Genomic DNA, 24290 nt, shown 5'->3' with positions numbered 1-24290 from the left:
GTACCGCCACGGAAGAATGCTGACCTGCCGGTGCGTGCGCTGGTGGGCGTTTTGCTGATCGTCGTGGCGGCGACCGCGCTGTGGCTGGGCGGGCTCGCTTTCTGGGCACTGACCACGATCGCCGCGATCATCATGATCCACGAATGGGGCGGGCTGCACGGCGCGACGCCGGAGCAGAAGAAGCTCGCGCAATATGCGTTGACGGTGCCGTTGGCGATCATGGCGCCGATCGCGGCCGGCCCGGGGTTCCTGGCGTTCGGGCTCGTGCTGGGGGCGATGTTCTTCATCGCGGCGGTGACGCGCAACGGGATGCTGGGTGCGGGAGCGATCTATGTCGGGTTGCCGGTGCTGGCGTTGCTGGTGCTGCGCGATGCCCAGCAAGGCTTGCTGCTGGCCTTTTGGGCGATGGCATTGGTGTGGGCATGCGATATCGGCGCCTATTTCGCCGGACGCACGATCGGCGGGGCGAAGCTGATGCCCAAGGTGAGCCCCAACAAGACCTGGGCCGGGCTACTGGGCGGCGTGGCGGGGGCGGGACTGTTCGCCGCGATCCTGACCTTGTGGGGCCTGGATTGGCGCCTTGCCGCCGCGACGCCCTTGCTGGCGGTACTCGCGCAGGCGGGCGACCTCTATGAGAGTTGGCTGAAGCGTTGTGCGGGGGTCAAGGATTCGGGCAATCTGCTTCCCGGCCATGGCGGGGTTCTCGACCGACTGGATGGACTGGTGCCGGTAGCGCCGGTCGCGGCATTGCTGGTGCTGGCGGTTCGATGAGGCAGGTCACAATCCTGGGTGCGACCGGATCGGTCGGCACGTCGACGCTCGATCTGATCGAGCGCGCGCCTGACCGGTTCGAGGTGGTGGCGCTCACCGCCAATCGCGATGTCGATGGATTGGCCACCGCCGCGAAGCGCGTGAAGGCCCGCGCCGCGGTCGTCGCCGACGAGGCGCGACTGCCGGCGTTGCGAACGGCGCTGGCGGGGAGTGGCGTCGAAGCGGCCGGTGGCGTGGATGCCGTCTGTGCGGCGGCCCGGATGGGCGCGGACTGGACGATGGCGGCGATCGTCGGCACCGCGGGCCTCAAGCCGGTCATGGCGGCGATCGAGGGTGGTGGAACCATCGCGCTGGCAAACAAGGAATCGCTGGTTTCCGCCGGCGAGATCGTGACCCGCGCCGTCGCCGAACACGGTGCGACGCTGCTGCCCGTCGATTCGGAGCATAATGCTATATTTCAATGCTTTGAATCCGATAATGCGGACAAAGTCTCAAAGATCATCCTGACCGCGAGTGGCGGACCGTTCCGCGAGCGCAGCCTTGAGGAGATGCGCGGAATCACCCCCGAACAGGCGGTCGCGCACCCCAATTGGTCGATGGGAGCCAAGATCAGCGTCGATTCGGCGACCCTGATGAACAAGGGTCTCGAACTGATCGAGGCGTTCCATTTGTTCCCCGTCGCGCACGAACAGCTCGAGGTGATCGTCCATCGCCAATCGGTGATCCATTCGATGGTCGAGTATGCTGATGGGTCGGTGCTGGCGCAGCTCGGCTCGCCCGACATGCGGGTGCCGATCGCCTATACCCTGGCCTGGCCGCAGCGGATGGAAACACCGTGCCAGCGGCTCGACCTCACCCGCATCGGCCGGCTTGATTTCGAAGCACCGGACTATGATCGATTCCCGTGCCTGAGGCTGGCGCGCGAGGCTTTGGCGGCGGGTGGGGCCCGTCCGGCGGTGCTCAATGCGGCGAACGAAGTGGCAGTGGCCGCGTTCCTGGCACGGCGCATCGGCTTTCTTGAAATTGCCGCAATCGTCTCGGATACGCTGGAGCGCTATGATCCGGCCGCGCCGGCAGCGCTCGATCACTTGCTTGCGATCGACGCGGAAGCGCGGAAAATCGCGGGCGAGCGTGTGAAGGACTGCGTCATTTGACCGAAAATCCCGGTTTCTTCCTGTACATTCTCGCATTCCTGCTGGTGATCGGGCCGCTCGTTTTCGTCCACGAGCTCGGCCACTATGCCGCCGGGCGGATGTTCAGGATCAAGGCGGACGCCTTCTCGATCGGTTTCGGGCGCGAGATCGTCGGCTTTACCGACAAGCGTGGCACGCGCTGGAAGTTCGGCTGGCTGCCGCTAGGCGGCTACGTCAAGTTCGCCGGCGACATGAATCCGGCGAGCCAGCCGGACCCCGCCTGGCTGTCGCTTCCCGCAGCAGAGCGCGCGCAGACCTTCCAGGCCAAGCCGGTTTGGCAGCGCGCGATCGTGGTCGCGGCGGGGCCGGTGACGAATTTCGTGGTGGCGATCCTGATTTTGGCGGTGTTTGTTGCGGTGTTTGGCGAGAATCGGACGCCTCCGCTGGTCGCCGGCATTGCCCCAAATAGCACTGCGGCAAGTGCGGGGTTGCGCGAAGGGGACCGGATCACCGCGATCGACGGCCGGGGCATGGAATCCTTCGGGGACCTGCGCGATTATGTCGTCCTGCGCCCTGACGAGACAATAAGCCTTACGGTCGATCGCAAGGGCGAGATCATCACGCTTCCGGCGCGCGTCGGTGTACGGACCGAGATGGATCGGTTCGGAAATGAATATCGCCTGGGTCAACTTGGCGTTGCTTCGGCTCCACCTGTTCAGGTTCAGGTTGGCCTGCTGGCAGCGATTCCCGCCGGGATTCGCATGACCGGTAACGTGATCCAGATGCAGATCGACGGACTTGGCCAAATCATTACCGGCCGGCGCTCGGTGACCGAACTGGGCGGCCCGTTGCGAATCGCGCAGGCGTCAGGCGAGCGCCTTGCGCTTGGGCTGACCGAGTTCGTGTTCCTGATCGCGCTCGTCTCGATTAATCTGGGATTCATCAACCTGTTGCCAGTCCCGGTGCTGGATGGCGGCCATCTTCTGTTCTATGCGGTCGAAGCGGTGCGGCGGAAACCCGTCGGACCGGAGGTGATGGAATGGGCGTTTCGCGGCGGGATGGTGGCGATCCTGGCGCTGATGCTTCTTGTAACGTTCAACGATCTCGGCGCCTTTGGCGTGTGGAGAAATCTGGCTGGGTTGATCGGCTGACGCGGTTGGGGCAGGGCGGTTTGCCGTCGGCCCACGCTTCGGCCTGAAAAACTCTCAAAGTCCGACGACTGGGGTAGGATAGTGACTGCAATCAAGGTTACGAAAATCGGCGTGCGCGCCACCGCGCTGCTCCTGACGGGTTCAGTCCTGTCCGGCGTGGCGCTCGCGCAGCAGGCGCCGCAGCAGCCCGCCCCGGCGCAGCCGACGGCACAGCAGCCGGCGCAACCGCAAACAACCACTCCGGTGGTGGTTCCCGAAGCGCCGCGCACGGTCCGCAGCCTCCGCGTTGAGGGCACGCAGCGCCTCGAGCCGGAGACGGTGCTTTCCTATACCCGTGTCCGCGTGGGCCAGTCCTACACCACCGAAAGTCTCGACCAGGCGATCCGCGACCTGCTGGCGAGCGAGCTGCTTGCCGATGTGACGATCGAGGGCGTCGAGAGCGGCGACATCGTTGTGCGCGTTCGCGAAAATCCGATCATCAACCGCGTGGTGCTGGAGGGCAACAAGCGGCTGAAGAACGACAAGATCGTCAAGGAAATCAAGCTGGCGCCGCGCCAGATGTTCACGCGCACCGCGGTGCGCGCGGACGTCGCCCGGATCATCGAACTCTATCGTCGCCAGGGTCGCTTCGCCGCGACCGTCGAGCCCAAGATGGTCAGCCTCGACCAGAACCGCGTCGACGTGATCTTCGAGATCGAGGAAGGCGCGAAGTCCAAGGTCCGTCAGATCAACATCATCGGCAACGAGGTGTTCAAGGACGGCAAGCTTCGCGGCGAGATGGCGACCAAGCAGGCGCGCCTGACTACCATCATGAGCTCGAACACCAGCTATGATCAGGACCGGCTGGCCTATGACCAGCAGAAGCTGCGCCAGTTCTACCTGACCCAGGGCTATGCCGATTTCCGCGTCGTTTCGGCGGTCGCCGAGCTGACGCCCGACAAAAAAGACTTCATCATCACCTATGTCGTCGAGGAAGGGCCGCGCTACAAGTTCGGGCCGGTCACGGTGGACAGCAACATCCGCGACTTCGACGACAAGGTGCTGGCCGGCAACCTCGCGATCAAGGAGGGCGCCTGGTACAACGCCAAGATGGTCGAGGACACGGTCGAGCAGCTCTCCGAAACGGCGGGCATGTTCGGCTATGCGTTCGCCAACGTCTCGCCCGAGTTCAAGCGCGACCGTGAAACCCTCACGATGACGCTCAACTTCAACATCGCCGAGGCGCGTCGCACCTATGTCGAGCGGATCGACATCGTCGGCAACACGCAGACCCAGGACAAGGTGATCCGTCGCGAACTGCGCCTGGCCGAAGGCGACGCGTTCAACACCTTCCTGGTCAAGCGCTCACAGGACCGTATCAACTCGCTCGGCTATTTCGGCGAGAAGTTCGAGATCGATCAGAAGGAAGGCTCGACCCCCGATCGCGTCATCCTGACCGCCAATGTCGAAGAAAAATCGACCGGCGAGCTGACGCTGTCGGCGGGCTTTTCCAGCCTTGAGCGATTCATCTTCCAGGGGTCGATCCGTCAGCGCAACTTCCGCGGCAAGGGCCAGGACCTGCGCCTGTCGGTCGATTATTCGAGCTATTCGAAGTCGATCGAACTCGGGTTCACCGAGCCATATCTGTTCGACCAGAACATCGCGCTGGGCGGCACGATTTTCCGCCGCGACTACAACTCGTTCAACTATCTCGGCTCCGACCGACGGACCACCTATCAGCAGGTGTCGACCGGCGGCCAGCTGGTTCTGGGCGTTCCGCTGACCGAATATTGGACCGCGTCGGCACGCTATTCGCTGACGCATGATTCGGTGGGTCTGGACCAGAACAGCTTCTTCACCGGCGGTGTTTGCGATCCGCTCAAGGCGGGCCGTTACCTCTGCGAAGCGCTGGGCAAGCGCTGGACGTCCGCTGTCGGCCTGTCGCTGATCTATGACAGCCTCAACAGCCGCTTGCGCCCGACCGCGGGCCAGCGCCTGGTGCTGGGTACGGACTTCGCGGGACTGGGCGGCGATGTGAAATATGCTCGCGCCCGTTTCGATGCGGACAAATACTGGAATATCGGCGGCGGCTGGATCTTCTCGGCGGGCCTCGAAGGCGGTTATATCCACAGCCTGGAAAAGTCCTTGGCAGGCGTCGATCCGGTGCGGATCACCGATCGCTTCTTCCTGGGTGAGCCGCAGTTCCGCGGCTTCGACATTCGTGGCGTGGGTCCGCGCATCCAGCGCATCGGCTACACCGGTACGGTCGCGGCGGGGAACCAGACCCTTATCACCGACAAGGAACAGATTTTCGACGATGCGCTCGGTGGACGCGCCTATTATCTGGGTAAGCTTGAACTCGAGATTCCGCTCGGCGCCGGCGCGCGCGAAATGGGCATTCGTCCGTCGATCTTCGTGATGGCCGGCGCGAACTGGGGCGTGCGGCGGCCGAACCCGACGGCAGCGTTCACCCAGGCGACCGACTCCGCCGGAAACAAGCTGTTCAACGCCGACGGGTCGCCATCGCTGCTGCCGATTCAAACGCCGCAATTCGATTCCGAAGGACGTCCGGTCTATATCGTTCCGTCGACCGACGCGGTCGCCGGCGGTCTGGCAACGACCTGCTCGATCGGTTACTCGGCCACCGCGGGCGGCCCGTGCTCCGGCACTTCCATCAACAGCCGCTACAATGTCGAGACCGCTCCGTTCCTTGAACGGTTCCTGGGCGACTCGCCGCGGCCGCGCGTTTCGGTCGGCATCGGTGCCAATTGGAATTCGCCGTTTGGCCCGCTACGACTCGATCTTGCCTATGCTCTCACCAAGATCGAGGGCGACGATGACAAACTCTTCAGCTTCAACGTGGGGACTTCCTTCTAATGTCGAACACCAAGACCATTATCGCCGCTCTGGCGATCGCGGGCGCCTCGCTGGGTGCTGGCGCCGCTGCCGCGCAGACTCTCGCCGACGCCAAGGTGGCGGTCGTCGATATCGAGCGTGTGATGAGCCAGTGCGTCGCCTGCGTGGCGGCCAATGGCCAGCTTCAGACGCAGCAGACGCAGTTCCAGCAGTTCGCGCAGCAGCAGAGCCAGCCGCTTCAGGCCGAGCGCACCGCGATCGAAACCGCGCTGCGCGCCGCCAATGGCAAGCCGGATGCGGCGCTCGAAGCGCGCGTCCGCGCCTTCCAGACCCGCGCCGAGCCCGTGCAGCGCTCGATCACCGAGCGTGAGCAGACCCTGCGCCGCAATGCGCAGTATGTTGAGCAGCAGGTCGCCCAGCGCCTGGTTCCGGTCATCGAGCAGGTCGCCAACCAGCGTGGCGCGACGATCGCCGTTGCCAAGGGCAGCGTGCTGTTCGCCGCAACCTCGGCCGACATCACCGACCCGGTTCTCGCCGCCCTGAACCAGCAGCTGCCGTCGGTCAGCACGACCGCTCCGCCGCCGCAGCAGCAGCCCGCCGCTCCGGCGCCTGCCGCTCAGCAGCCCGCACGTCCGGCCCCGCAGGGCCGATGAGCGATTCGGCAGTGACGGGAGGTTCCATCGGCCCGCTCAATATCGGGCGGGTGATGGCGGCGCTCCCGCACCGCTACCCGATGCTGCTGGTCGACCGGGTCGAAAGCCTGATCCCCGACCAGCGCATCGTCGCGATCAAGGCGGTGACGATCAATGAGGAGTTCTTCCAGGGACATTTCCCCGGAAGGCCGATCATGCCCGGCGTGCTTCAGATCGAGGCGCTGGCACAGGCTGCGGGCGTGCTTGCGGTCGAGAGCCTTGGCCTCGCCGGCACCGGAAAGCTCGTCTATTTCATGTCGATCGACGGCGTGAAGTTTCGCAAGCCCGTCGAGCCTGGCGTATTGCTGCGGCTTGAGGTGGAGTTCGTGCAGAAGCGTTCGCGCGTCTGCAAGTTCGCCGGCAAGGCGTATCTGGGCGATGACCTCGCGACTGAATGCGAGTTCACCGCGATGATCGCGGACCCGCCTTCGACCTGATTTCAGGCAGCTGAGCCTTCGCATTGCAACACGGGCGCGGTTCTGTTAGGGGCCGCGCCTCTTGCTGCCGGTCGGAAACCGGTGGCCTATCTCAAGGAATTGCCCGTGAAGAACGACACGCACCCCGACTATCACATGATCAAGGTGCAGATGACCGACGGCACCGTGTTCGAAACCCGCTCCACCTGGGGCAAGGAAGGCGACACGATGCAGCTCGACATCGATCCGCTGGCGCACCCGGCCTGGACCGGCGGTCGCGGCCAGATGCTTGACGCGGGCGGCCAGGTCGCACGCTTCAACAAGCGTTTCGGCGGGCTTTCGCTCTCCAAGAAGTAAGTTCTGCGGGGCTAACGCCGTTAACGCGGCGTTAGCCATGACAGCCTAGGCTTGCCCGATGATCTCGACGGGCAAGCACAGCTTCACAGCAGAATTCGAACCAGCGGTTCTTGGCCGGCGGCGCTCCATGCGCGCGCCGGTTTCGCTTGATGCGAAAGTCGGCCGCGGCGGTCTCGACCGCGCGCTCTGCAAGGTTGTGGACCTCTCGCTTCACGGCGCCAAGATCGAGACCTTCTCCGAACTGCGTCGCGATTCGATGATCTGGCTGACGCTGCCGCATGTCGGCCATTGGGCTGCCCGCGTCGTGTGGGCCACCGATTTCGAGGCCGGGCTCGAATTCCAGATCTCGCTGTCCGAAGACGAGTTCGAGAAGCTGGCCGCCTGAGGCCGCATTATCGTGACATCCATGTGAATCCGGGTTTGGACTTGAGCGGCGAATCCGCCTAAAGGCGGCGAAACGCCGTGATCCACGCACTCGCCAACCCAACGCGCTTCCTCAAGATCGCGCGCCCGCTGACGCCCATCCTGTTCTGGAGCGGGCTGCTGCTAGTGCTTGTCGGCGCCTGGGGCGGCTTGACGCAGACGCCGCCCGACTATCTCCAGAAGGAAAGCGTCCGTATCCTCTACATCCATGTGCCCAGCGCATGGTTGGGGATGGGCGGCTGGACCTCGCTCGCCATCGCCTGTTTCGCTTATCTGGTGTGGAAACATCCGCTGGCCAGCCTTGCGGCGCGCGCGACCGCGCCGGTCGGCGCCATGTTCGCCGCGCTTTGCCTGATCACCGGATCGATCTGGGGACGCCCGACCTGGGGCACCTGGTGGGAATGGGACGGGCGGCTGACATCGATGCTGCTGTTGTTCTTTATCTATATCGCCTGGATCGCGCTGGAGCGGGCCGATCGGGAACGAGGCGGGGACGGGCGTATCCCCGCATTGTTCGGGATCGCGGGAACGGCACTGCTGCCGGTGATACGCTATTCGGTGGTGTGGTGGCAGACGCTGCATCAGGGGCAGAGCATCACGCTGACGCAATCGAGCATCCATGATTCGATGCTGTGGCCGCTGCTGCTGACGTCCTCCGGCTTTGCCCTGATGTTTGGCGGGATCGTGCTGATGCGGATGCGCGCGGCGCTTGCGACTCAGCGCGTCGAAGCCCGATTGCGGCGAATGGCGGCATGAACCACTGGCCCTTCATCCTCGCCGCCTATGCGGTCGTGACCGCCGGCGTCGGCGGGCTTTCGCTGGCGAGCTGGCTATCGATGCGTAGCGCCGAGCGCGCGTCCGACGCATTGAGGGACCGCAAATGAAGCGCAAGCATCAACGGCTTGTGCTGGGCCTTGCCGCGCTCGTCGCGATCGGTGGGGCGAGCGGCCTGGCGCTGTCCGCGCTCAAGGATGAGGCGGCGTTCTTCTACACGCCGAGCGACGTCGCCACCAAGAACCCTGAGATCGGCAAGGCCGTCCGCCTGGGCGGGATGGTCGAGACCGGATCGATCAAGCACCTGCCCGACGGGGTGACCATCAGCTTCGTCGTTGCGGACAAGGAAGCGAAGATCCCGGTGCGCTTCACTGGCGTGGCGCCTGACCTGTTCAAGGAAGGCTCGGGCGTGGTCGCTGAGGGCAAGTTCACCGCCGATGGCGGCTTCGTCGCGGACAATCTGCTCGCCAAGCACGACGAGCGCTACATGCCGCCGGAAATCGCGAAGAAGATGCCTTCGCCCGAGACGCTGAGTAAATGATCGCAGAAGCGGGACTTGCGGCGCTGTGGCTGGCCGCGGCGATGGCGCTGATGCAGCTGGCGATGGCCGCGCTCGGCCTGCGCCTCAAACAGAGCGAACTGGTCGCGGCGGTGCGTCCCGCAGCGATCGTCCAGGGCGCGCTTGCGGCGCTGTCGTTCGGACTGCTGATCGTCCTGTTCCTGCGATCCGACATGTCGGTGCTGCTGGTCGCGCAGAACAGCCATTCGGCCAAACCCTTGCTCTACAAGTTTGCGGGCGCATGGGGGAACCATGAAGGCTCGATGCTGCTGTGGGTCACCGTACTTGCGCTGGCCGGCGCGGCGATCGCATTGCTGGAGCGCAAGCTCGACCGCGCCACGCTGACCGCCACGCTGGGCGCACAGGCGTTCATCGCGCTCGGCTTCTACGCCTTCCTGCTGGTCGCCTCGAGCCCGTTCACCCGGCTTGATCCGCCCGCACTCGATGGACTGGGACTCAACCCGCTGCTGCAGGATCCGGGCTTGGCGTTCCATCCGCCGACGCTCTATTTCGGCTATGTCGGCCTCTCGATCGCGTTTTCCTTCGCGGTCGGCGCAATGGTGACGCGCGAGGTTGGGCCGGCGTTCGCGCGCGCGATGCGGCCATGGGTGCTGGCTGCCTGGGTATTCCTGACGATCGGCATCACGGCTGGCAGCTATTGGGCCTATTACGAGCTGGGCTGGGGCGGCTGGTGGTTCTGGGATCCGGTCGAGAACGCGTCGCTGATGCCGTGGCTGGCGGCGACGGCCTTGCTCCATTCAGTCAATGTGCTGGCGGCACGCGATGGGCTGCGCGCCTGGACGCTGATGCTGGCGGTCGTTGCCTTCTCGATGTCGATGGTCGGCACCTTCCTCGTCCGTTCTGGCATCCTGACCAGCGTCCACGCTTTCGCGGTCGATCCGGAGCGCGGGAGCTTCATCCTCTTCCTGCTCGTCATCTATATTGGCGGCGCGCTCACCCTTTACGGTGCACGGGTCGGGCGCGTGAAGGCCGGGCAGGGGTTCGATCTGCTGAGCCGCGAGGGTGGGCTGGTGCTCAACAACCTGCTGCTCTCGGTCATCCTGGGCATCGTGCTGATCGGCACGCTCTATCCGATCTTCGCGCAGGCGATGGGCGAACAGCTTTCGGTCGGGCCACCCTTCTTCAACAAGGCCGCGGGTCCGATCGCATTGCTGTTGGTCGCGGCGATGGCGGTAGGGCCGCTGCTCAACTGGCGGCGAGACGATTTCAACGCGCTGCTGACCAAGCTCACCGTGCCGGTGACGCTCAGCGTGCTGGTGATGGCGGTCACCTTCTTTGCCGCGCCAGGTACCGGCTGGATGGAGATCGTCGGCCTGGGCCTTGCCGCGGGTCTCGCGGTGGCGAGCTTCGCGCCGCTGTGGAAGCGCAAGCTGCTGCGCACGCCGCTGTTCACGTGGGGCATGGTGATCGCGCATTTCGGCGTGGCGGTGAGCCTGGCCGGCATGGCCGCGGACAGCGCCTTTACCAGCGAGCGGCTGGTCGCCGCGCGTTATGGCCAGCCCTATTATGTCGGACCGTGGCGCGTGGTGCTGAACGGCGTCGCGCCGGTGGTCGGTGACAATTGGTCGGCGGTCGAAGGCCGGGTGACGGCAAGTCGCGGACCGGTGGACGGGGCGATGGTCCTGCTGCGACCACAGCGGCGCTTCTATGCCTCGCCGCCGACCGACACGGCCGAGGCCGCGATCTCGACCCGGCTCGACGGACAGCTCTATGCCGTGCTCGGCGCGCAGGACGCGCAGGGGCGCTGGCAGCTGCGGCTGTGGTGGAAGCCGTTCGTGACGTTGATCTGGTTCGGCGGCGGGTTGATCGCGCTGGGCGGCGCGCTGTCGCTGATCGGACGGCTGAAGCGTGAGCGGCGCAACGTCAAACGGCGTGAGGAGGCCGAGCTGTGAGGCGCTGGAGGCTCTGGGTTCCCCTCGCGGTGTTCCTTGCGGTGGTCGCACTCGCGGCGTGGCGTCTGCAGGACAGCCGCGAGACGGTGGTGAAGTCCGCGCTGGTCGGCAAGCCGCTGCCCGAATTTACCCTTCCGGCAATGGTCGAGGGAAAGCCCGGCATTTCGCGCGCCGATCTGGCGACGGGCAAGCCGCGGCTGCTCAACGTCTTTGCGAGTTGGTGCGTCCCCTGCATCGCGGAGGCGCCCCAGCTGATGAAACTCAAGGCCGCTGGCGTTCAGATCGACGCGGTCGCGATCAAGGACAGCCCCGACGCGGTAAAGGCATTCCTCTCCCGCCATGGCGACCCCTATGCGCGGATCGGCAATGACTATGACCGGATCGTGCAGATCGGCATCGGATCATCGGGCGTCCCCGAGACCTTTGTGATCGACGGTCAGGGCAAAATCGCGGCCCAGCACATCGGCGATATCCGCGAGGATGATGTGCCCAAGCTGCTCAAGGCGCTGGAGGAGGCGAAATGAGCGTGTTGCTCGGCCTGGCGCTGGCGACGGGCGTGCCCGCGGACCTTGGCTATTCGCAGATCCCCGACGCCGGCAAGGAAGCGCAGGCGGCCAAGCTGATGGGCACGTTGCGCTGTCTGGTCTGCCAAGGGCAGTCGATCGCGGACAGTGATGTCGACATGGCCGCCGACATGCGCCGGATCGTGCGCCAGAAGATCGCCGCGGGCGAAACGCCGGATGCGGTACGTGGCTGGCTGATCGAGCGCTATGGCAGCTACGTGACCTATGACCCGCCGTTGAGCTGGACGACGGCGCCGCTATGGCTGGCGCCGCTGTTGCTGCTCGGCGCCGGACTGTGGCTGGCGCGCGGAACCTTGCGGAGACGACGCAAATGATGGGCTGGATCGCACTTGCCGCGATCGGCGCCACCGCGTTCGCGCTGCTATGGCTGCTTGGCGTGCCGCGAACCCTGTGGTCGTTCGTAGGCGCGGCGCTGATGCTGGGCGCGGCGGGCTATGCGTTGCAGGCGCGGCCCGATCTGCCCGGCGCACCGGTGGCGGCGGAAAAGAAGGTTCAGGCGGATCAGCCCGAGCTGCACAAGCTGCGCGGGGAGATGTTCGGACGCTTTACCGTCAACGACACCTATTTCATCGCGGCCGATGCGCTCGTGCGAGGGGGAGACCCGGACAAGGCCGCGAAGATGATGCTCGGGGGCGTACGATCCGCACCGCAGGATCCGTCCATGTGGACCTGGCTGGGGATGACATTGGTCGAATCGGATGCGGGCACCATGTCGCCCGCAGCGGCGCTTGCGTTCCGTCGCGGCGTGACGCTGGCGCCCAAGCACCCCGGGCCGGCCCTTTTCTACGGTCTCGCCCAGGCGCGAACAGGAAATCTGGACGCAGCGTTGCCATGGTTGCGCCGGGCGCTGGCTCTGACGCCAGCCAATGCCGGATATCGCGCCGATGTTGAGCGGTCCCTGAAGTCTGTGGCGTTTTTTGCCGCGATGAAGGCGCGCGAGCAGCAGGGACCGCCGCCAGCTCGCTGAGCGTTCAGCCCGCTGCGCCGGCCTTCTTCGCACGCTGGGCCTCGACCAGCTGGATCGCCTTTTCCACCGCAGCCTCGATCGAGAGAAAGCTGGTGTCGAGGACCGCGGCGTCGACCGCGGCGGTGAGAGGCGCCTCTGCTCGCTTCGAATCGCGCTCGTCACGGGCACGAATATCGACGAGCACCTTGTCGAGGCTCGCCGTGATACCGTTGCGGCGAAGCTCGGCATGACGGCGCTGGGCCCGAATCGTGGGGGTCGCCTTCACGAACAGCTTGGCATCGGCGTCCGGAGCAATCACCGTACCGATATCGCGCCCGTCGAGGACCGCGCCGCCAGGCTGGTGCGCGAATCGTTTCTGGCGCTGGAGCAGGGCCGCACGGACGAGCGGATGCGCCGAGACGACCGACGCCACCTTGCCGACTTCATCCGTGCGCAGCCAGTCATCGGCGAGCAGGAGGTCGTCGAACCCGGTGGCCGCCACGGCGTCGGCCTCTTTCTCGGGGTTCATCTCCTCGCGGAGGACGGTTGCAGCGACCGCCCGGTAGAGCAGTCCGGTATCGAGATGCGGCAGTTCGTAATGGCGCGCGAGCGCGCGGGCGATGGTGCCTTTTCCCGATGCCGCAGGGCCGTCGACGGCGATAATCATTCTTCAGTCCTGCCGGTCAGCGAGTCGAGTGTGGCAAAGAAGCCGGGATAGCTGGTGGCAACCGGCGCCACATCGTCGATGCTCACATCGGCCTTTGCGCCAAGTCCAGCCACGGCCATGCTCATCGCGATGCGATGGTCGAGTTTCGAGGCGACCGGAGCACCACCGGCGATCAGTTCGCCGCCCGTCCCGGTGATTGCCAGGCCGTCTTCGAACTCCTCCAGCACCACGCCATTGGGCTGGAGTGCGGCGACCATCGCGGCGATGCGGTCCGATTCCTTGACGCGCAGTTCGTCCGCACCACGCGCCACGGTGCGGCCCTGAGCGAAAGCCGCAGCGACGAACAGCACGGGATACTCGTCGATCATGCTGGGTGCGAGATCGTGCGGCACCTCGATCGCCTTGAGCGGCGCGTGGCGGACGCGAAGGTCCGCCACCGGCTCGCCGCCGACGATGCGCGGGTTCAACTCGGCGATGTCCGCGCCCATCATGCGTAGCGCGGTGATCAGGCCGGTACGCGTCGGATTGAGGCCGACATTGGCGATGACGATGTCCGAACAGGGCACGATCGACGCCGCGACCATCCAGAACCCGGCGGAAGAGGGATCGCCCGGCACGGTGATCTGCTGAGGCTTGAACTCCGCCTCGCCCCGGATCGAGATGATCCGTCCCTGCGGGGTTTCCTCGACGGTCAGGTCGGCACCGAATCCGGCCAACATCCGCTCGCTATGATCGCGGGTCAGCACCGGCTCGATCACGCGGGTGATGCCAGGCGTATTGAGGCCCGCGAGCAGCACCGCCGACTTGACCTGAGCCGATGCCACCGGGAGCGTGTACTCGATCGGTATCGCCGGGCAGAGGCCGCGCATCGTGAGTGGCAGGCGTCCGCCGGGACTGGAGGTGAAGTCCGCCCCCATTTTTGACAGGGGATCGATCACCCGGCCCATCGGACGCTTGGAGAGCGAGGCGTCGCCGGTGAAGGTCGCGGTGATCGGGTGGCTGGCAACCAGGCCCATTAGCAAGCGCGTCGAGGTGCCCGAATTGCCCATCTCAAGCGCCGTCTCAGGCTGAAGCAGGCCACCGACACCCACGCCCCAGACATGCCACACGCCATCGCCGTCACGCTCGATCCGTGCGCCCATCGCGCGCATCGCGGCGGCGGTAGCGAGCACGTCCTCACCCTCCAACAGCCCCTCGATCCGACTTTCCCCGACGGCAAGGCCGGCGAACATCAGCGAGCGATGGCTGATCGACTTGTCACCGGGAACGGTAAGGGTACCGCGCAGCGGGCCGCGAGCGGAAATGGCGAAGGGGAGGGGAGTTGCACTGCTCATCGGCGGCGGCTTTGACAGCGGGCTTGCGCTATGGCAAGGCGCCCGCCACTTCAAACGGGGACACAAACTTCCCGTCACCCTGCAAAATCGAAGAAAAGGTTAGAGCGGCACATGGTGAAGCCGGAATGGGGCACGAAACGGACCTGCCCGAAATGCGCGACGCGCTTCTATGACCTGACCAAGGAAGAGCCGGTCACTTGCATCAGCTGCGGCTTTGCCTGGGATCCCGAGCCCATCCTGAAGTCGAAGCAGCCGCTGCCGTTCGAGGTGGTGAAGGAAGCCGACAAGAAGAAGGACGACGCGGATCTCGGTGACGATGATCTGGACGTCGATGAGGACGCCGAGGGTTCGCCCGACGACGACGTCGATCTGGGTGGCGACGACGATCTGGGCGTCGACACCGGCGATGCCGACGAAGAAACCTGATCGGGAAAACAAAAATCGGGAAAGCGAAAAAACCCGGTTGCAAACCACGCGATGGCTGCTAGAGGCCATCGCCTTCCCGGAACGGATGGGGCCGTAGCTCAGCTGGGAGAGCGCTGCAATGGCATTGCAGAGGTCAGGGGTTCGATCCCCCTCGGCTCCACCATCCTGTTCAAAACAGGGAAGAAAACAGGGCGCACGCATCACCGGATGCGGCGCCCTTTTTCGTTGGCGGCGATGCTGACCCGTGTCCCCGAACAGGACAGGGATTAACCACCCTTCGCGCGGGACAAAATCGTAAACAGCGCGTTAACTGTTGGCCATGGAACGCCTGCAGTATCTCGCCGAGTCAGACCGCGGTCATCCCTTTCGTACCGCACTGCCGATCGTTCGCCGGCGCGCGCGCAAGCGCGAGGACGAAAGCGACCTCAAGCTGTTCCTATTGAGCTACGCCGCATTCTTCGTCTGCTTCTACACCTTCTTCATCTGAAGAAGGTGGCCTGCGACCGGAGCCGCAGGCGCGCAAGGAAATAGGAGGACCGCGCCTAATCGCAGGCGCGATGCAGCTTCTGGGCGATCCAGGCCGAGATCAAGCACATGCCCGACACGACGAGGAGCATATCCTCAGACGTGACGCCTGCCGCTGACAGGCCAAGCACGAACAGCGATCCGAACACCATTGCACCCGCGTTGACGATGTTGTTCGCAGCGACGGTGCGCGCGGTTTGATCCTTGGTCACCGTCGTCGTCAGGAATGCATAGAGCGGGACCACGAACATGCCGCCGGTGATCGCGATCGCGGTAAGGGTGACGATGACGATCCAGGCCTGCCGCTGCAGTACGAAGCTGGAGAAGTCGTAAAGTGTCCCAGCTGCCGCAGGGACCCACAGCCGGACCTCGATCGAGAAGAGCACTACGATCACCGCCATCGCGATGACCGAGATGGGCGAGTACTTCGCCGACACCTTGCCCTTGAGCATCGCGTTGATGACCATCGACCCGATCGCAACGCCGACCGAGAACACGGCGACCAGCAGCGAGGACACCCGCGCGTCGGCGGTGAGGACGTTCTTTACCAGCGGCGGGAAGATGATGATCAGCACCGAGCCGATCGTCCAGAAGAAGCTGATCGCGCAGATCGACAGATAGAGACGCGGAATGTGCATCGTCGCGGCGATCAAGCGCCAGGACGAGGTGAAGGGGTTGAAGTTGATCTTGAGCTTTGGTCCGACGCGCGGGGCCGCAGGAACCATGCGGCCGGTGATCCAGCCGATAAGCGCGACCACAAACACCAGCGCCGCCGCGATTCGCATGTCATGCGCGACCCAACCGGCGGTAACGGTGCCCATCAGGATCGACAGATAGGTCGCGGCCTCGACCATTCCGGTACCGCCCAGCACCTCTTCATCCTTCAGATGCTGGGGCAGGATCGCGTATTTGATCGGACCGAAGAAGGTGGAATGGGCGCCGAGGCCGAGCACGGCGCCCAGCATCATGCCAAGACCGGTGAAGGCATAGCCCGCCTGGGCCACCAGCATCCCGGCGCCGCCGAACAGCATCAGGCCGATCTCGGCGGTCTTCACCCAGCGGATGATCGACGCCTTGTCATGCGTGTCCGCGAGCTGCCCGGCGAGCGCCGACAGCATGAAGAAGGGAATCAGGCTGATCCCGGTCGCCAGCGCGTTGAACTGGAACTCGACCGCCGGATCGCTGAAGATCTGGTAGGTCGCGAACAGCACCATCGCGGTCTTGAACAAATTGTCGTTATAGGCCCCCAGGAACTGGGTGATGAAGAGGGGGAGAAACCGGCGCTCCTTGAGCAATCCGAGCGCGTTATGCATGCGTTGGCGGGCCTTCGTCCGTCGAAACTATCCTGGGCATAGCCGTGCGTGCGGCGTGGCGGCAACCGCTATCGGTGTCATGTGACAGGCAAATGTCCTGGCCGGGCGGAAAAGCATGTCGTGCGGGGATGATTGCATCCGAATGCGGTGCTAGAGCAGGGGCACGATGCTGACGCTGCCCAATATCCTGACGCTGTCCCGAATCTTCACCGTGCCGCTGCTGGTGTTCTTCCTGTGGTGGCCCGAATGGCGAGCCGGCTATGCGATCGCCTTTGCGACCTACTGCCTGATGGGGGTCACCGACTATTTTGATGGCTATCTCGCGCGGTCGCGCGGGACGGTATCGAAGCTGGGTATTTTCCTGGATCCGATCGCCGACAAGATCATGGTCGCGGCCGTGATCCTGATGCTCTGCGCAAAGGGCATTATCGCCGATCTGCATGTGATCGCCGCATTGGTCATCCTGCTGCGCGAGATTGCGGTATCGGGACTGCGCGAGTTCCTGGGAGGCGCCCAGGTGTCGGTGCCGGTTTCGGCGCTTGCCAAGTGGAAGACGGCGCTCCAGCTCACCTCGCTCGGCGGGCTGGTTCTTGCGGGAGCGGTGCCTGGATCGCCCTGGGTACTGGATGTCAGCCTGGCGATGCTGTGGGCCGCGGCGGTGCTGACGCTGATCACGGGCTGGGACTATCTGCGCGTCGGCCTGAAGCATATGGATAGCTGATGCGACTGCTCTACTTCGCCTGGGTTCGCGAGCGAATCGGTGCCGGCGAGGAGACGGTCGAACCGCCCGTGACGGTGCGGACGGTCAGCGAACTGGCCGAGTGGCTGAAGGATCGCAGCCCGGGTCATGCCGAGGCGCTGGGCGATCTCTCGAACCTACGAGCGGCGGTGGATCAGCGATTCGTGCCGATCGACAGCGAGTTGGGTACCGCCAATGAAGTCGCCTTCTTTCCGCCGGTGACGGGCGGATGATCCGTGTTTCGGTCGATCATGCGCCGATCGACATCGGCACCGAACTGGCCGGGGTTGAAGAGACCGGGGCGGGGGCGGTGGCGAGCTTCACCGGGGTCGTTCGCGCCGATGACGGCGTGACCGCCATGGAGCTGGAACATTATCCCGGTATGACCGAAGCGGTGTTATGCGATCTGGCCGAGCAGGCGATGGCGCGCTGGGGGTTGCTTTCAGCGGTGATCGTCCATCGCGTCGGGCCCATGGTACCCGGCGACCGGGTTGTGCTGGTCGCGACCGCGGCGACGCATCGGCGCGAGGCGCTGGACGCCTGCGCCTTTCTGATCGACCGGCTCAAGACTGAAGCGCCCTTCTGGAAACGCGAGATACGAGGCGGGGCGGTTCGCTGGGTTGCGGCGCGCGCCGGCGATAATCAGGCCGCCGCACGCTGGGCCGGGGGCAACCCCGACTGAGCCAATACCTCTGCGAGCAGGCGGAAGTCGCGCTCACGCGGAGACGCCTTACGCCAGACCAAGGCGATGCGGCGGGCGGGATTGTCGGCCTTGAGCGGGCGTGCGGTCACCTGGGTATGATCGAGGATACCGGCATCGAGCGCCATTTCGGGCAGCATCGTCACGCCCAGGCCATTGTCGACCATCTGCACCATCGTATGCAGCGAGGTGCCAAGCATCGTCGCCTCGGCGCGCAGCTCGGGCCGATTGCAAGCGGCCAGCGCATGGTCCTTCAGGCAATGCCCGTCCTCGAGCAGCAGCAGCCGGGTTTCGTCGATTTCACCGGCGGTGATACTGTGATGGTCGGGTTCGTACTCGCCCTCGGGAAAGGCGACGAACAGGCGATCCTCGAACAACGGCGCGGTCTCGACGTCGCCACAGGCATAGGGAAGAGCGAGCAGAACGCAGTCGGTGCGCCCGGTGTGAAGGCTTTCGCATGCGGCGCCGCTCGGCTCTTCGCGCAGGAACAGCTTGAGGTCGGGATAGCCCTCACGGAGCCGGGGAAGGATGCGCGGAAGCAGGAAGGGGGCGATGGTGGGGATGACGCTCATCCGCATCTCGCCCGACAAGGGCCGACCAGCGGCACGGGCCAGGTCGGCCAGTTCCTCCGCTTCACGCAACACGCGCCGCGCCTTGTCGACGATACGCTCGCCGAGGGGCGTGAAACGGACGACGCGGCGGGTGCGCTCGACGAGGACTACGCCGATTAGCGTTTCCAACTCACGCAAACCTGCAGATAGGGTCGACTGGGTGACGAAGCTCGCCTCGGCCGCGCGACCGAAATGCCCATGATCCTTGAGCGCAACCAGATATTGAAGCTGCTTGAGCGTGGGGAGGTAAGTTTGCGCCATTGATCGTCCCGAGCGATGAATGATGCGGATATAAGTGGCTTGAACGATTGTAAAAGGCTGGAACGGCGCCGGATTAGAGAATTATGAACCCGGCGCCATCGACTTAGCCGGCGTGTGCCAGCGCGATCGCATCAGGCCCGGCCGGGAAGCTGAGCCGGTCGCTCTCGTCATGCACCGCCCGCCAAACGCCGTCGGCGACATCCGCAGCCGTAGTCGTTGGCCCCGGAGTGGCGAAGGCGCCCAGAATGGGTTCAGCGAAGAGCATATAGGGAGCGGGGATCGCTTCCTCGATCGTCACATCGGTGTTGTGGGTGAAGCGCGTGTCCGGGCCATAGCCAGGCTGGACCAGCGCAACCCGTACGCCGAATGCGCCGAGTTCATGCGCAAGCGACCCGGTGAACCCCTCGATCGCGGTCTTGCTGGCGGTATAGACGGAGACCAGCGGCATCGGTGCCAGCGCCACGCTCGACGTCACATTGACGATGACGCCCGACCCGCGTGCGCGGAATGCGGGGATCACCGCTTGAGTCATCGCCATCACGCCGAAGGTGTTGGTTTCGAAGATCATGCGGGCCTTGGCCATCGAGGTCGCTTCGAGCGCGCCGATCAGGCCGATCCCAGCATTGTTGACCAGCACGTCGATCGGACCGGCGGCGATAAGCGCCGCAGCAATGCTCTCTGACTTCGTCACGTCGAGCGCCAGGATACGAAGCCGGTCGGAAGGGGGCAGGATATCCTCGCGCGGGGTGCGCATCGTCGCGATGACATTCCAGCCCATGGCGAGGAAATGGCGGGCCGTTTCGAGACCGTAGCCCGAGGAGCAGCCGGTGATGAGGATGGTCTTCATGATCGTCTTCCTTGCGATTGTCGATGGCAAGGAAGTGCCGAAAGTGATCAGGATGATCTATAATTGATAATCTATATTTCATTAGCTATCGTCCAAATGTGGCCGACCCCCTGTCTCAAGTGATTGCCCTGCTCCAACCGAGGGGCGTGTCGTCCAAGCTGATCGGCGGAGCGGGGCGCTGGGGCGTGCGCTATGGCGACTATGGCGCGCCGAGCTTCTGTACGGTGATCGAGGGGACGTGCCGGCTGGCAGTCGACGGACAAGAGCCGGTAACGTTGCGGGCAGGGGATTTCGTGCTGATGCCCGCAACGCCGGGGTTCGTCCTGTCGGGATTCGATCCGGTCGTCCCGGGCTTCATCGACCCGAAGGCAGCGCAGGCACCGGGAGATGAGGTTCGGCATGGCGACTGGGACTGCCCGCCCGATGTCCGGTTGCTTGGTGGCTTCTTCCTGTTCGGATCGCCAGATACGTCGCTGCTGGTCTCCCTGATGCCCACGCTGGTCCATCTTCGCGATGCCGAGCGGCTGTCGTTGCTAGTCCGGCTGGTCGCGGAGGAAAGCGGATCGGCTCAGCCGGGCCGCGACATGGTGCTGGAACGGCTGGTCGAGATCCTGCTGATCGAAGCGTTGCGCACCACGCAGCGGGACGGGGCGCCGCCGGGGCTGTTGCGGGGGCTGAGCGATCATAAACTGGCTGAAGCGATGCGACGGATGCACGCCGATCCGGCGCGGCCCTGGACGGTCGAGCAACTCGCGTGCGCCGCGGGAATGTCGCGCTCGGCCTTTTTCGAGCGGTTCACCGGCGCGGTGGGCGTACCGCCGATGGAATATCTGCTGGCATGGCGGATGGCGCTGGCCAAGGATTTGCTGCGCCGCCGTGACGTTCCGCTGGCGGAGGTGGCCGAGCGGGTCGGCTATGGCTCGGCGAGTGCGTTCAGCACGGCGTTCAACCGCCATGTCGGTCAGCCGCCCGGACGCTATGCCCGGGCGGCCGCCTGACGTCGTGGCTCAGGCCGCCGCAGCCTCGATCTCTTCCGCGGGCAGGCGGATGAGATAATCGAAGGCGGAGAGGGCGGCGGTGGAACCCGCACCCATCGCGATCACGATCTGCTTGTACGGCACAGTCGTGGCGTCACCCGCAGCGAAGATACCGGGCTGGCTGGTCTCACCGCGCGCATCGATCTCGATCTCGCCGCGCGGGGTGAGGGCGATGCTGTCCTTGAGCCATTCGGTGTTGGGCACCAGGCCGATCTGGACGAAGATGCCCTCCAGCTCGATGTCATGCTCTTCACCGCTGTTGCGGTCCTTGTAGGTGAGGCCCGTCACCTTCTCCGCGCCGTTGACGCGAGTGGTGAGCGCCGAGGTGACGATCTTGACGTTGGGAAGGCTGGCGAGCTTGCGCTGGAGGACGGCGTCGGCGCGAAGTTGGCTGTCATACTCGATCAGCGTGACGTGCGCGACGATGCCGGCGAGATCGATCGCAGCCTCGACGCCCGAATTGCCGCCGCCGATCACCGCGACGCGCTTGCCCTTGAACAACGGGCCGTCGCAGTGCGGGCAATAGGCCACGCCCTTGTTGCGATATTCGTCCTCGCCCGGAACGCCCATCTGGCGCCAGCGGGCACCGGTGGACAGGATCACGGTCTTTGCCTTGAGCTTTGCTCCGTTCGCCAGCACGACCTCATGAAGCCCGCCTTCGACGCGCGACGGGATCAGCTTCTCGGCGCGCTGGAGGTTCATGATGTCGACGTCATTGTCCTTGACGTGGCTTTCGAGCTGCGCGGCGAGCTTCGGTCCTTCGGTGTAGGGGACCGAGATGAAGTTCTCGATGCCCATGGTGTCGAGCACCTGGCCGCCGAAGCGCTCGGCGGCGACGCCGACGCGAAGGCCCTTGCGTGCGGTGTAGATCGCCGATGCGGCACCGGCGGGCCCGCCGCCGACGACGAGTACGTCGAACGGCTCCTTCGCCTCGAGCTTCGCCGCCGCCTTGGCATCGGCGCCGCTGTCGAGCTTGGCGACGATCTGCTCCAGTTCCATCCGGCCCGAACCGAACGGTTCGCCGTTGAGGAAAACGGTGGGGACGGCGAGCACCTGACGCGCATCGACTTCCGCCTTGAACAGCGCGCCGTCGATCGCGACGTGGCTGATCTGGGGGTTGAGGACAGCCATCAGGTTAAGCGCCTGAACCACGTCCGGGCAATTCTGGCACGACAGCGAGAAATAGGTCTCGAAGTGCAGTTCGCCTTCGAGGCCCTTGACCTGCTCGATCACGTCCTGCGCCGCCTTGGACGGGTGGCCGCCGACCTGAAGCAGGGCGAGGACGAGGCTGGTGAACTCATGCCCCATCGGAATGCCGGCGAACCGCACGCCGATATCGGTGCCCGCACGGCGGATCATGAAGCTCGGCTTGCGCTTATCGTCGGCACGGATCAGCGCGATCTTGCCGCTCAAGCCCGCGATTTCGGTAAGCAGGGTCCCGAGCTCGCGCGACTTGGCGTCGTCGCCCAGGCTGGCGACGAGCTCGATCGGCTCGCGAATATTCACCAGATAGCCTTCAAGCTGCTGCTTGAGATGTGCGTCGAGCATCGGAAACTCCTGAAACTGGAAACAATACGGCCCGGGGCTACGGGAAGTTAGCCCCGGGCCGCTTGGGCGCCCGCACAGGGGGAGGGGGACGGGCGCTTAGATCTTCGGCTTAGATCTTGCCGACGAGGTCGAGCGACGGGGCCAGGGTGGTTTCACCCTCTTCCCACTTCGCCGGGCAGACTTCACCCGGGTGCGCCGCAACATACTGTGCCGCCTTGATCTTGCGCAGCAGCTCCTGCGCATTGCGGCCGACGCCCTCGCTGGTGATCTCGACGATCTGGATCACGCCTTCCGGATCGATCACGAAGGTGCCGCGGTCGGCAAGGCCCTGGCCTTCACGCAGCACGTCGAAGTTGGTCGACAGCGAGTGGTTCTGATCGCCCAGCATGTAATAGTTGATCTTGCCGATCGCGGGCGAGGTGTCGTGCCATGCCTTGTGGCTGAAATGCGTGTCGGTCGAAACCGAATACACCTCGACGCCCATCTTCTGCAGGGTCGGGTAGACGTCGGCGAGATCCTCGAGCTCGGTCGGGCAGACGAAGGTGAAGTCGGCCGGGTAGAAGAAGAAGACGGCCCACTTGCCGCGCACGTCGGCGTCGGTGACGTCGACAAACTTGCCTTCCTTGAAGGCGGTCGCGGTGAACGGCTTGAGCGAGCTTCCGATGAGGGCCATGTTCTGGTTTCTCCGTTATGATGCAGTGCAACTTGTGCGACGCCGCATATAGGTTGCGCTGCAACGGAGATGAAACCGGAAGTCTCGCTTTGATTGATCGATACAATCACTCAATCAATTGGAACTGATTGAGCGCCTCAGGCAAGCGCCTTGTAGACGCTGAAGCTGCTGGTAAGCGTCAGGACGATGCCGACCAGGATCAGCAGTGTCTTGGTCGGCACGCGTTTGGCCAGAATCGCGCCGAACGGCGCGGCGAGGACGCCGCCGATCAGCAGCCCAACCACTGCCTCGGTGAAGGCCGAGAAGCCGAGATGGATGATGAAGGTGATCGACACCGACAGGGTCAGGAAGAACTCGACGCTGTTGACCGTGCCGATCACATAGCGTGGCTGTGTGCCCTGGATCAGAAGGTTGCTCGTGACGACGGGGCCCCAGCCACCGCCGCCCGCGGCGTCGAGGAAGCCACCGGCAAGGCCGAGCGGCTCGACGATCTTTGGTTCCTTATGGTGCCGGGTCGGGAAGCTGATGCCGCGCCACAGCAGATAGACGCCGATCAGCGCGAGATACCCCATCACGAACGGTCGGGTGATCGACGCATCAAGCGAGGTGAGCAGATAGGCGCCGGTGACGCCACCGATCACGCCGGGGACGAGCAAGCGGAAGAACAGTTTCCAGTTCACATTCTTGTGAAGCGCGTGGCTGATCCCCGACACACCGGTGGTGAAACATTCGGCGAGGTGGACGCCGGCCGAAGCGGTCGCCGGCGGAACGCCCAGCACGCTGACCAGCAATGTGCTGGAGATGACGCCGAACGCCATGCCCAAAGCGCCATCCACAATCTGCGCGGCAAAACCGACGGCAATGAAGGGAAGCAGTGCCTGAAAGTCGATCGCTTCGAACATCTAATCCCTTTCGCCCCAATCCCGGTATTCAGCCGCGACGCGGTCGCAGGCGCCCGGTTTGGCGGCACCACCCAATCCCTACAAGATACATCGTGTTTAGACGGGCCAAGCGGGAAACGCGCCAAACTGGAAAATGCCCCAATCCTCGCCTAA

Annotated in this window: 29 protein-coding genes and 1 tRNA gene; 22 read left to right on the top strand and 8 right to left on the bottom strand. The window is 64.6% G+C overall.

Annotated features, from left to right (window positions below):
- The first annotated feature begins 30 nt into the window (after positions 1-30).
- From AC07M1_RS10750 to AC07M1_RS10680, 15 genes are all read left to right on the top strand, one after another.
- Positions 31-771 carry a phosphatidate cytidylyltransferase gene (locus AC07M1_RS10750; RefSeq protein WP_495162536.1) on the top strand — a complete coding sequence of 247 codons (741 nt, stop codon included), beginning with the start codon at positions 31-33 and terminating at the stop codon, positions 769-771.
- Complete coding sequence (locus tag AC07M1_RS10745; protein ID WP_495162535.1) at positions 768-1925, top strand: 1-deoxy-D-xylulose-5-phosphate reductoisomerase; 1158 nt, start codon at positions 768-770, stop codon at positions 1923-1925. Before AC07M1_RS10750 ends, AC07M1_RS10745 begins: the two co-directional genes overlap by 4 nt.
- Positions 1922-3055: an RIP metalloprotease RseP gene (gene rseP, locus AC07M1_RS10740; protein WP_495162534.1), complete on the top strand. Its 1134-nt coding sequence runs from the start codon at positions 1922-1924 to the stop codon at positions 3053-3055. Before AC07M1_RS10745 ends, rseP begins: the two co-directional genes overlap by 4 nt.
- Before the next feature lie 81 nt (positions 3056-3136).
- Complete coding sequence (bamA, locus tag AC07M1_RS10735; RefSeq protein WP_495162533.1) at positions 3137-5911, top strand: outer membrane protein assembly factor BamA; 2775 nt, start codon at positions 3137-3139, stop codon at positions 5909-5911.
- On the top strand, positions 5911-6543 hold the full coding sequence (locus tag AC07M1_RS10730) for an OmpH/Skp family outer membrane protein (RefSeq protein WP_495162532.1): 633 nt from the start codon (positions 5911-5913) through the stop codon (positions 6541-6543). The genes bamA and AC07M1_RS10730 overlap by 1 nt, the downstream gene beginning before the upstream one ends.
- Positions 6540-7019, top strand: a complete 480-nt coding sequence (fabZ, locus tag AC07M1_RS10725; protein ID WP_495162531.1) for a 3-hydroxyacyl-ACP dehydratase FabZ — start codon at positions 6540-6542, stop codon at positions 7017-7019. The genes AC07M1_RS10730 and fabZ overlap by 4 nt, the downstream gene beginning before the upstream one ends.
- A gap of 105 nt (positions 7020-7124) precedes the next feature.
- Entirely contained in the window at positions 7125-7355 is a 231-nt protein-coding gene (rpmE, locus tag AC07M1_RS10720) for a 50S ribosomal protein L31 (RefSeq protein WP_495162530.1), read from the top strand.
- Between the two features lie 127 nt (positions 7356-7482).
- Complete coding sequence (locus AC07M1_RS10715) at positions 7483-7740, top strand: PilZ domain-containing protein (protein WP_495162529.1); 258 nt, start codon at positions 7483-7485, stop codon at positions 7738-7740.
- A gap of 77 nt (positions 7741-7817) precedes the next feature.
- Positions 7818-8534 (top strand): heme ABC transporter permease CcmC, encoded by a 717-nt coding sequence (ccmC, locus tag AC07M1_RS10710; RefSeq protein ID WP_495162528.1) that lies wholly within the window; start codon positions 7818-7820, stop codon positions 8532-8534.
- Positions 8531-8662, top strand: coding sequence for a heme exporter protein CcmD (gene ccmD, locus AC07M1_RS10705; RefSeq protein WP_495162527.1), 132 nt, complete (start codon positions 8531-8533; stop codon positions 8660-8662). The genes ccmC and ccmD overlap by 4 nt, the downstream gene beginning before the upstream one ends.
- Positions 8659-9093 (top strand): cytochrome c maturation protein CcmE, encoded by a 435-nt coding sequence (gene ccmE / locus AC07M1_RS10700; RefSeq protein ID WP_495162526.1) that lies wholly within the window; start codon positions 8659-8661, stop codon positions 9091-9093. Before ccmD ends, ccmE begins: the two co-directional genes overlap by 4 nt.
- Entirely contained in the window at positions 9090-11024 is a 1935-nt protein-coding gene (locus AC07M1_RS10695; protein ID WP_495162525.1) for a heme lyase CcmF/NrfE family subunit, read from the top strand. The genes ccmE and AC07M1_RS10695 overlap by 4 nt, the downstream gene beginning before the upstream one ends.
- On the top strand, positions 11021-11548 hold the full coding sequence (locus AC07M1_RS10690; protein WP_495162524.1) for a DsbE family thiol:disulfide interchange protein: 528 nt from the start codon (positions 11021-11023) through the stop codon (positions 11546-11548). Before AC07M1_RS10695 ends, AC07M1_RS10690 begins: the two co-directional genes overlap by 4 nt.
- The gene (locus AC07M1_RS10685) at positions 11545-11922 is read left to right on the top strand and encodes a cytochrome c-type biogenesis protein (protein ID WP_495162523.1); all 378 of its coding nucleotides are present in this window, start codon (positions 11545-11547) and stop codon (positions 11920-11922) included. Before AC07M1_RS10690 ends, AC07M1_RS10685 begins: the two co-directional genes overlap by 4 nt.
- Positions 11919-12575 carry a tetratricopeptide repeat protein gene (locus AC07M1_RS10680; protein ID WP_495162522.1) on the top strand — a complete coding sequence of 219 codons (657 nt, stop codon included), beginning with the start codon at positions 11919-11921 and terminating at the stop codon, positions 12573-12575. Before AC07M1_RS10685 ends, AC07M1_RS10680 begins: the two co-directional genes overlap by 4 nt.
- A 4-nt stretch (positions 12576-12579) precedes the next feature.
- On the opposite strand, the gene cmk is transcribed toward AC07M1_RS10680, so the two are convergent.
- Positions 12580-13221 (bottom strand): (d)CMP kinase, encoded by a 642-nt coding sequence (cmk, locus tag AC07M1_RS10675; RefSeq protein ID WP_495162521.1) that lies wholly within the window; start codon positions 13219-13221, stop codon positions 12580-12582.
- The gene (aroA, locus tag AC07M1_RS10670) at positions 13218-14555 is read right to left on the bottom strand and encodes a 3-phosphoshikimate 1-carboxyvinyltransferase (protein WP_495162520.1); all 1338 of its coding nucleotides are present in this window, start codon (positions 14553-14555) and stop codon (positions 13218-13220) included. Before aroA ends, cmk begins: the two co-directional genes overlap by 4 nt.
- 111 nt (positions 14556-14666) lie before the next feature.
- Between aroA and AC07M1_RS10665 the strand changes: the two genes are divergently transcribed.
- The 3 genes from AC07M1_RS10665 (at position 14667) to AC07M1_RS10655 (ending at position 15468) form a co-directional block, all read left to right on the top strand.
- Positions 14667-14981 carry an FYDLN acid domain-containing protein gene (locus AC07M1_RS10665; protein WP_495162519.1) on the top strand — a complete coding sequence of 105 codons (315 nt, stop codon included), beginning with the start codon at positions 14667-14669 and terminating at the stop codon, positions 14979-14981.
- An 87-nt stretch (positions 14982-15068) separates the two neighbouring features.
- Positions 15069-15144, top strand: a tRNA-Ala gene (locus tag AC07M1_RS10660).
- 156 nt (positions 15145-15300) lie between these two features.
- Positions 15301-15468 (top strand): hypothetical protein, encoded by a 168-nt coding sequence (locus AC07M1_RS10655; RefSeq protein WP_495162518.1) that lies wholly within the window; start codon positions 15301-15303, stop codon positions 15466-15468.
- Between the two features lie 55 nt (positions 15469-15523).
- Here AC07M1_RS10655 and AC07M1_RS10650 read toward each other — a convergent pair whose 3' ends face one another.
- Positions 15524-16819 (bottom strand): MFS transporter, encoded by a 1296-nt coding sequence (locus AC07M1_RS10650; protein WP_495162517.1) that lies wholly within the window; start codon positions 16817-16819, stop codon positions 15524-15526.
- 166 nt (positions 16820-16985) lie between these two features.
- Between AC07M1_RS10650 and pgsA the strand changes: the two genes are divergently transcribed.
- The 3 genes from pgsA to AC07M1_RS10635 are packed head-to-tail and all read left to right on the top strand — an operon-like array spanning position 16986 to position 18240.
- Positions 16986-17540: a CDP-diacylglycerol--glycerol-3-phosphate 3-phosphatidyltransferase gene (pgsA, locus tag AC07M1_RS10645; RefSeq protein ID WP_495162516.1), complete on the top strand. Its 555-nt coding sequence runs from the start codon at positions 16986-16988 to the stop codon at positions 17538-17540.
- On the top strand, positions 17540-17791 hold the full coding sequence (moaD, locus tag AC07M1_RS10640; RefSeq protein WP_495162515.1) for a molybdopterin converting factor subunit 1: 252 nt from the start codon (positions 17540-17542) through the stop codon (positions 17789-17791). The genes pgsA and moaD overlap by 1 nt, the downstream gene beginning before the upstream one ends.
- Positions 17788-18240 carry a molybdenum cofactor biosynthesis protein MoaE gene (locus tag AC07M1_RS10635; protein ID WP_495162514.1) on the top strand — a complete coding sequence of 151 codons (453 nt, stop codon included), beginning with the start codon at positions 17788-17790 and terminating at the stop codon, positions 18238-18240. The genes moaD and AC07M1_RS10635 overlap by 4 nt, the downstream gene beginning before the upstream one ends.
- On the opposite strand, the gene AC07M1_RS10630 is transcribed toward AC07M1_RS10635, so the two are convergent.
- Together AC07M1_RS10630 and AC07M1_RS10625 are read right to left on the bottom strand one after the other, a co-directional pair.
- Positions 18201-19130: a hydrogen peroxide-inducible genes activator gene (locus AC07M1_RS10630; protein WP_495162513.1), complete on the bottom strand. Its 930-nt coding sequence runs from the start codon at positions 19128-19130 to the stop codon at positions 18201-18203. The two genes, AC07M1_RS10635 and AC07M1_RS10630, sit on opposite strands and share 40 nt — an antisense overlap.
- Positions 19131-19233: 103 nt before the next feature.
- Positions 19234-19977: an SDR family oxidoreductase gene (locus AC07M1_RS10625; RefSeq protein ID WP_495162512.1), complete on the bottom strand. Its 744-nt coding sequence runs from the start codon at positions 19975-19977 to the stop codon at positions 19234-19236.
- A 98-nt stretch (positions 19978-20075) separates the two neighbouring features.
- Between AC07M1_RS10625 and AC07M1_RS10620 the strand changes: the two genes are divergently transcribed.
- Positions 20076-20975, top strand: a complete 900-nt coding sequence (locus AC07M1_RS10620; protein WP_495162511.1) for an AraC family transcriptional regulator — start codon at positions 20076-20078, stop codon at positions 20973-20975.
- A 9-nt stretch (positions 20976-20984) separates the two neighbouring features.
- Here AC07M1_RS10620 and ahpF read toward each other — a convergent pair whose 3' ends face one another.
- The 3 genes from ahpF to AC07M1_RS10605 form a co-directional block, all read right to left on the bottom strand.
- A complete protein-coding gene (gene ahpF / locus AC07M1_RS10615) occupies positions 20985-22562 on the bottom strand; it encodes an alkyl hydroperoxide reductase subunit F (protein WP_495162510.1) in 1578 nt (525 codons plus the stop codon).
- 109 nt (positions 22563-22671) lie between these two features.
- Entirely contained in the window at positions 22672-23235 is a 564-nt protein-coding gene (gene ahpC, locus AC07M1_RS10610) for an alkyl hydroperoxide reductase subunit C (RefSeq protein ID WP_495162509.1), read from the bottom strand.
- 137 nt (positions 23236-23372) lie between these two features.
- Positions 23373-24137 carry a sulfite exporter TauE/SafE family protein gene (locus tag AC07M1_RS10605; RefSeq protein WP_495162508.1) on the bottom strand — a complete coding sequence of 255 codons (765 nt, stop codon included), beginning with the start codon at positions 24135-24137 and terminating at the stop codon, positions 23373-23375.
- Positions 24138-24290: the final 153 nt, after the last annotated feature.

It is taken from the genome of Sphingomonas sp. GW821-FHT10C01 (assembly GCF_059415525.1).
This window is presented reverse-complemented; position numbering and strand designations above follow the sequence as displayed.

Bases quoted from the DNA above. Each gene is read 5' to 3' on its own strand.
- AC07M1_RS10680 (WP_495162522.1), top strand. From the start codon at position 11,919: ATGATGGGCTGGATCGCACTTGCCGCGATCGGCGCCACCGCGTTCGCG.
- AC07M1_RS10730 (WP_495162532.1), top strand. From the start codon at position 5,911: ATGTCGAACACCAAGACCATTATCGCCGCTCTGGCGATCGCGGGCGCC.
- AC07M1_RS10655 (WP_495162518.1), top strand. From the start codon at position 15,301: ATGGAACGCCTGCAGTATCTCGCCGAGTCAGACCGCGGTCATCCCTTT.
- AC07M1_RS10745 (WP_495162535.1), top strand. From the start codon at position 768: ATGAGGCAGGTCACAATCCTGGGTGCGACCGGATCGGTCGGCACGTCG.
- fabZ (WP_495162531.1), top strand. From the start codon at position 6,540: ATGAGCGATTCGGCAGTGACGGGAGGTTCCATCGGCCCGCTCAATATC.
- moaD (WP_495162515.1), top strand. From the start codon at position 17,540: ATGCGACTGCTCTACTTCGCCTGGGTTCGCGAGCGAATCGGTGCCGGC.
- cmk (WP_495162521.1), bottom strand. From the start codon at position 13,221: ATGATTATCGCCGTCGACGGCCCTGCGGCATCGGGAAAAGGCACCATC.
- pgsA (WP_495162516.1), top strand. From the start codon at position 16,986: ATGCTGACGCTGCCCAATATCCTGACGCTGTCCCGAATCTTCACCGTG.
- AC07M1_RS10605 (WP_495162508.1), bottom strand. From the start codon at position 24,137: ATGTTCGAAGCGATCGACTTTCAGGCACTGCTTCCCTTCATTGCCGTC.
- AC07M1_RS10630 (WP_495162513.1), bottom strand. From the start codon at position 19,130: ATGGCGCAAACTTACCTCCCCACGCTCAAGCAGCTTCAATATCTGGTT.
- AC07M1_RS10685 (WP_495162523.1), top strand. From the start codon at position 11,545: ATGAGCGTGTTGCTCGGCCTGGCGCTGGCGACGGGCGTGCCCGCGGAC.
- AC07M1_RS10625 (WP_495162512.1), bottom strand. From the start codon at position 19,977: ATGAAGACCATCCTCATCACCGGCTGCTCCTCGGGCTACGGTCTCGAA.
- AC07M1_RS10695 (WP_495162525.1), top strand. From the start codon at position 9,090: ATGATCGCAGAAGCGGGACTTGCGGCGCTGTGGCTGGCCGCGGCGATG.
- ccmE (WP_495162526.1), top strand. From the start codon at position 8,659: ATGAAGCGCAAGCATCAACGGCTTGTGCTGGGCCTTGCCGCGCTCGTC.
- AC07M1_RS10650 (WP_495162517.1), bottom strand. From the start codon at position 16,819: ATGCATAACGCGCTCGGATTGCTCAAGGAGCGCCGGTTTCTCCCCCTC.
- ccmD (WP_495162527.1), top strand. From the start codon at position 8,531: ATGAACCACTGGCCCTTCATCCTCGCCGCCTATGCGGTCGTGACCGCC.
- ahpC (WP_495162509.1), bottom strand. From the start codon at position 23,235: ATGGCCCTCATCGGAAGCTCGCTCAAGCCGTTCACCGCGACCGCCTTC.
- AC07M1_RS10715 (WP_495162529.1), top strand. From the start codon at position 7,483: ATGCGCGCGCCGGTTTCGCTTGATGCGAAAGTCGGCCGCGGCGGTCTC.
- AC07M1_RS10665 (WP_495162519.1), top strand. From the start codon at position 14,667: ATGGTGAAGCCGGAATGGGGCACGAAACGGACCTGCCCGAAATGCGCG.
- AC07M1_RS10635 (WP_495162514.1), top strand. From the start codon at position 17,788: ATGATCCGTGTTTCGGTCGATCATGCGCCGATCGACATCGGCACCGAA.
- aroA (WP_495162520.1), bottom strand. From the start codon at position 14,555: ATGAGCAGTGCAACTCCCCTCCCCTTCGCCATTTCCGCTCGCGGCCCG.
- ahpF (WP_495162510.1), bottom strand. From the start codon at position 22,562: ATGCTCGACGCACATCTCAAGCAGCAGCTTGAAGGCTATCTGGTGAAT.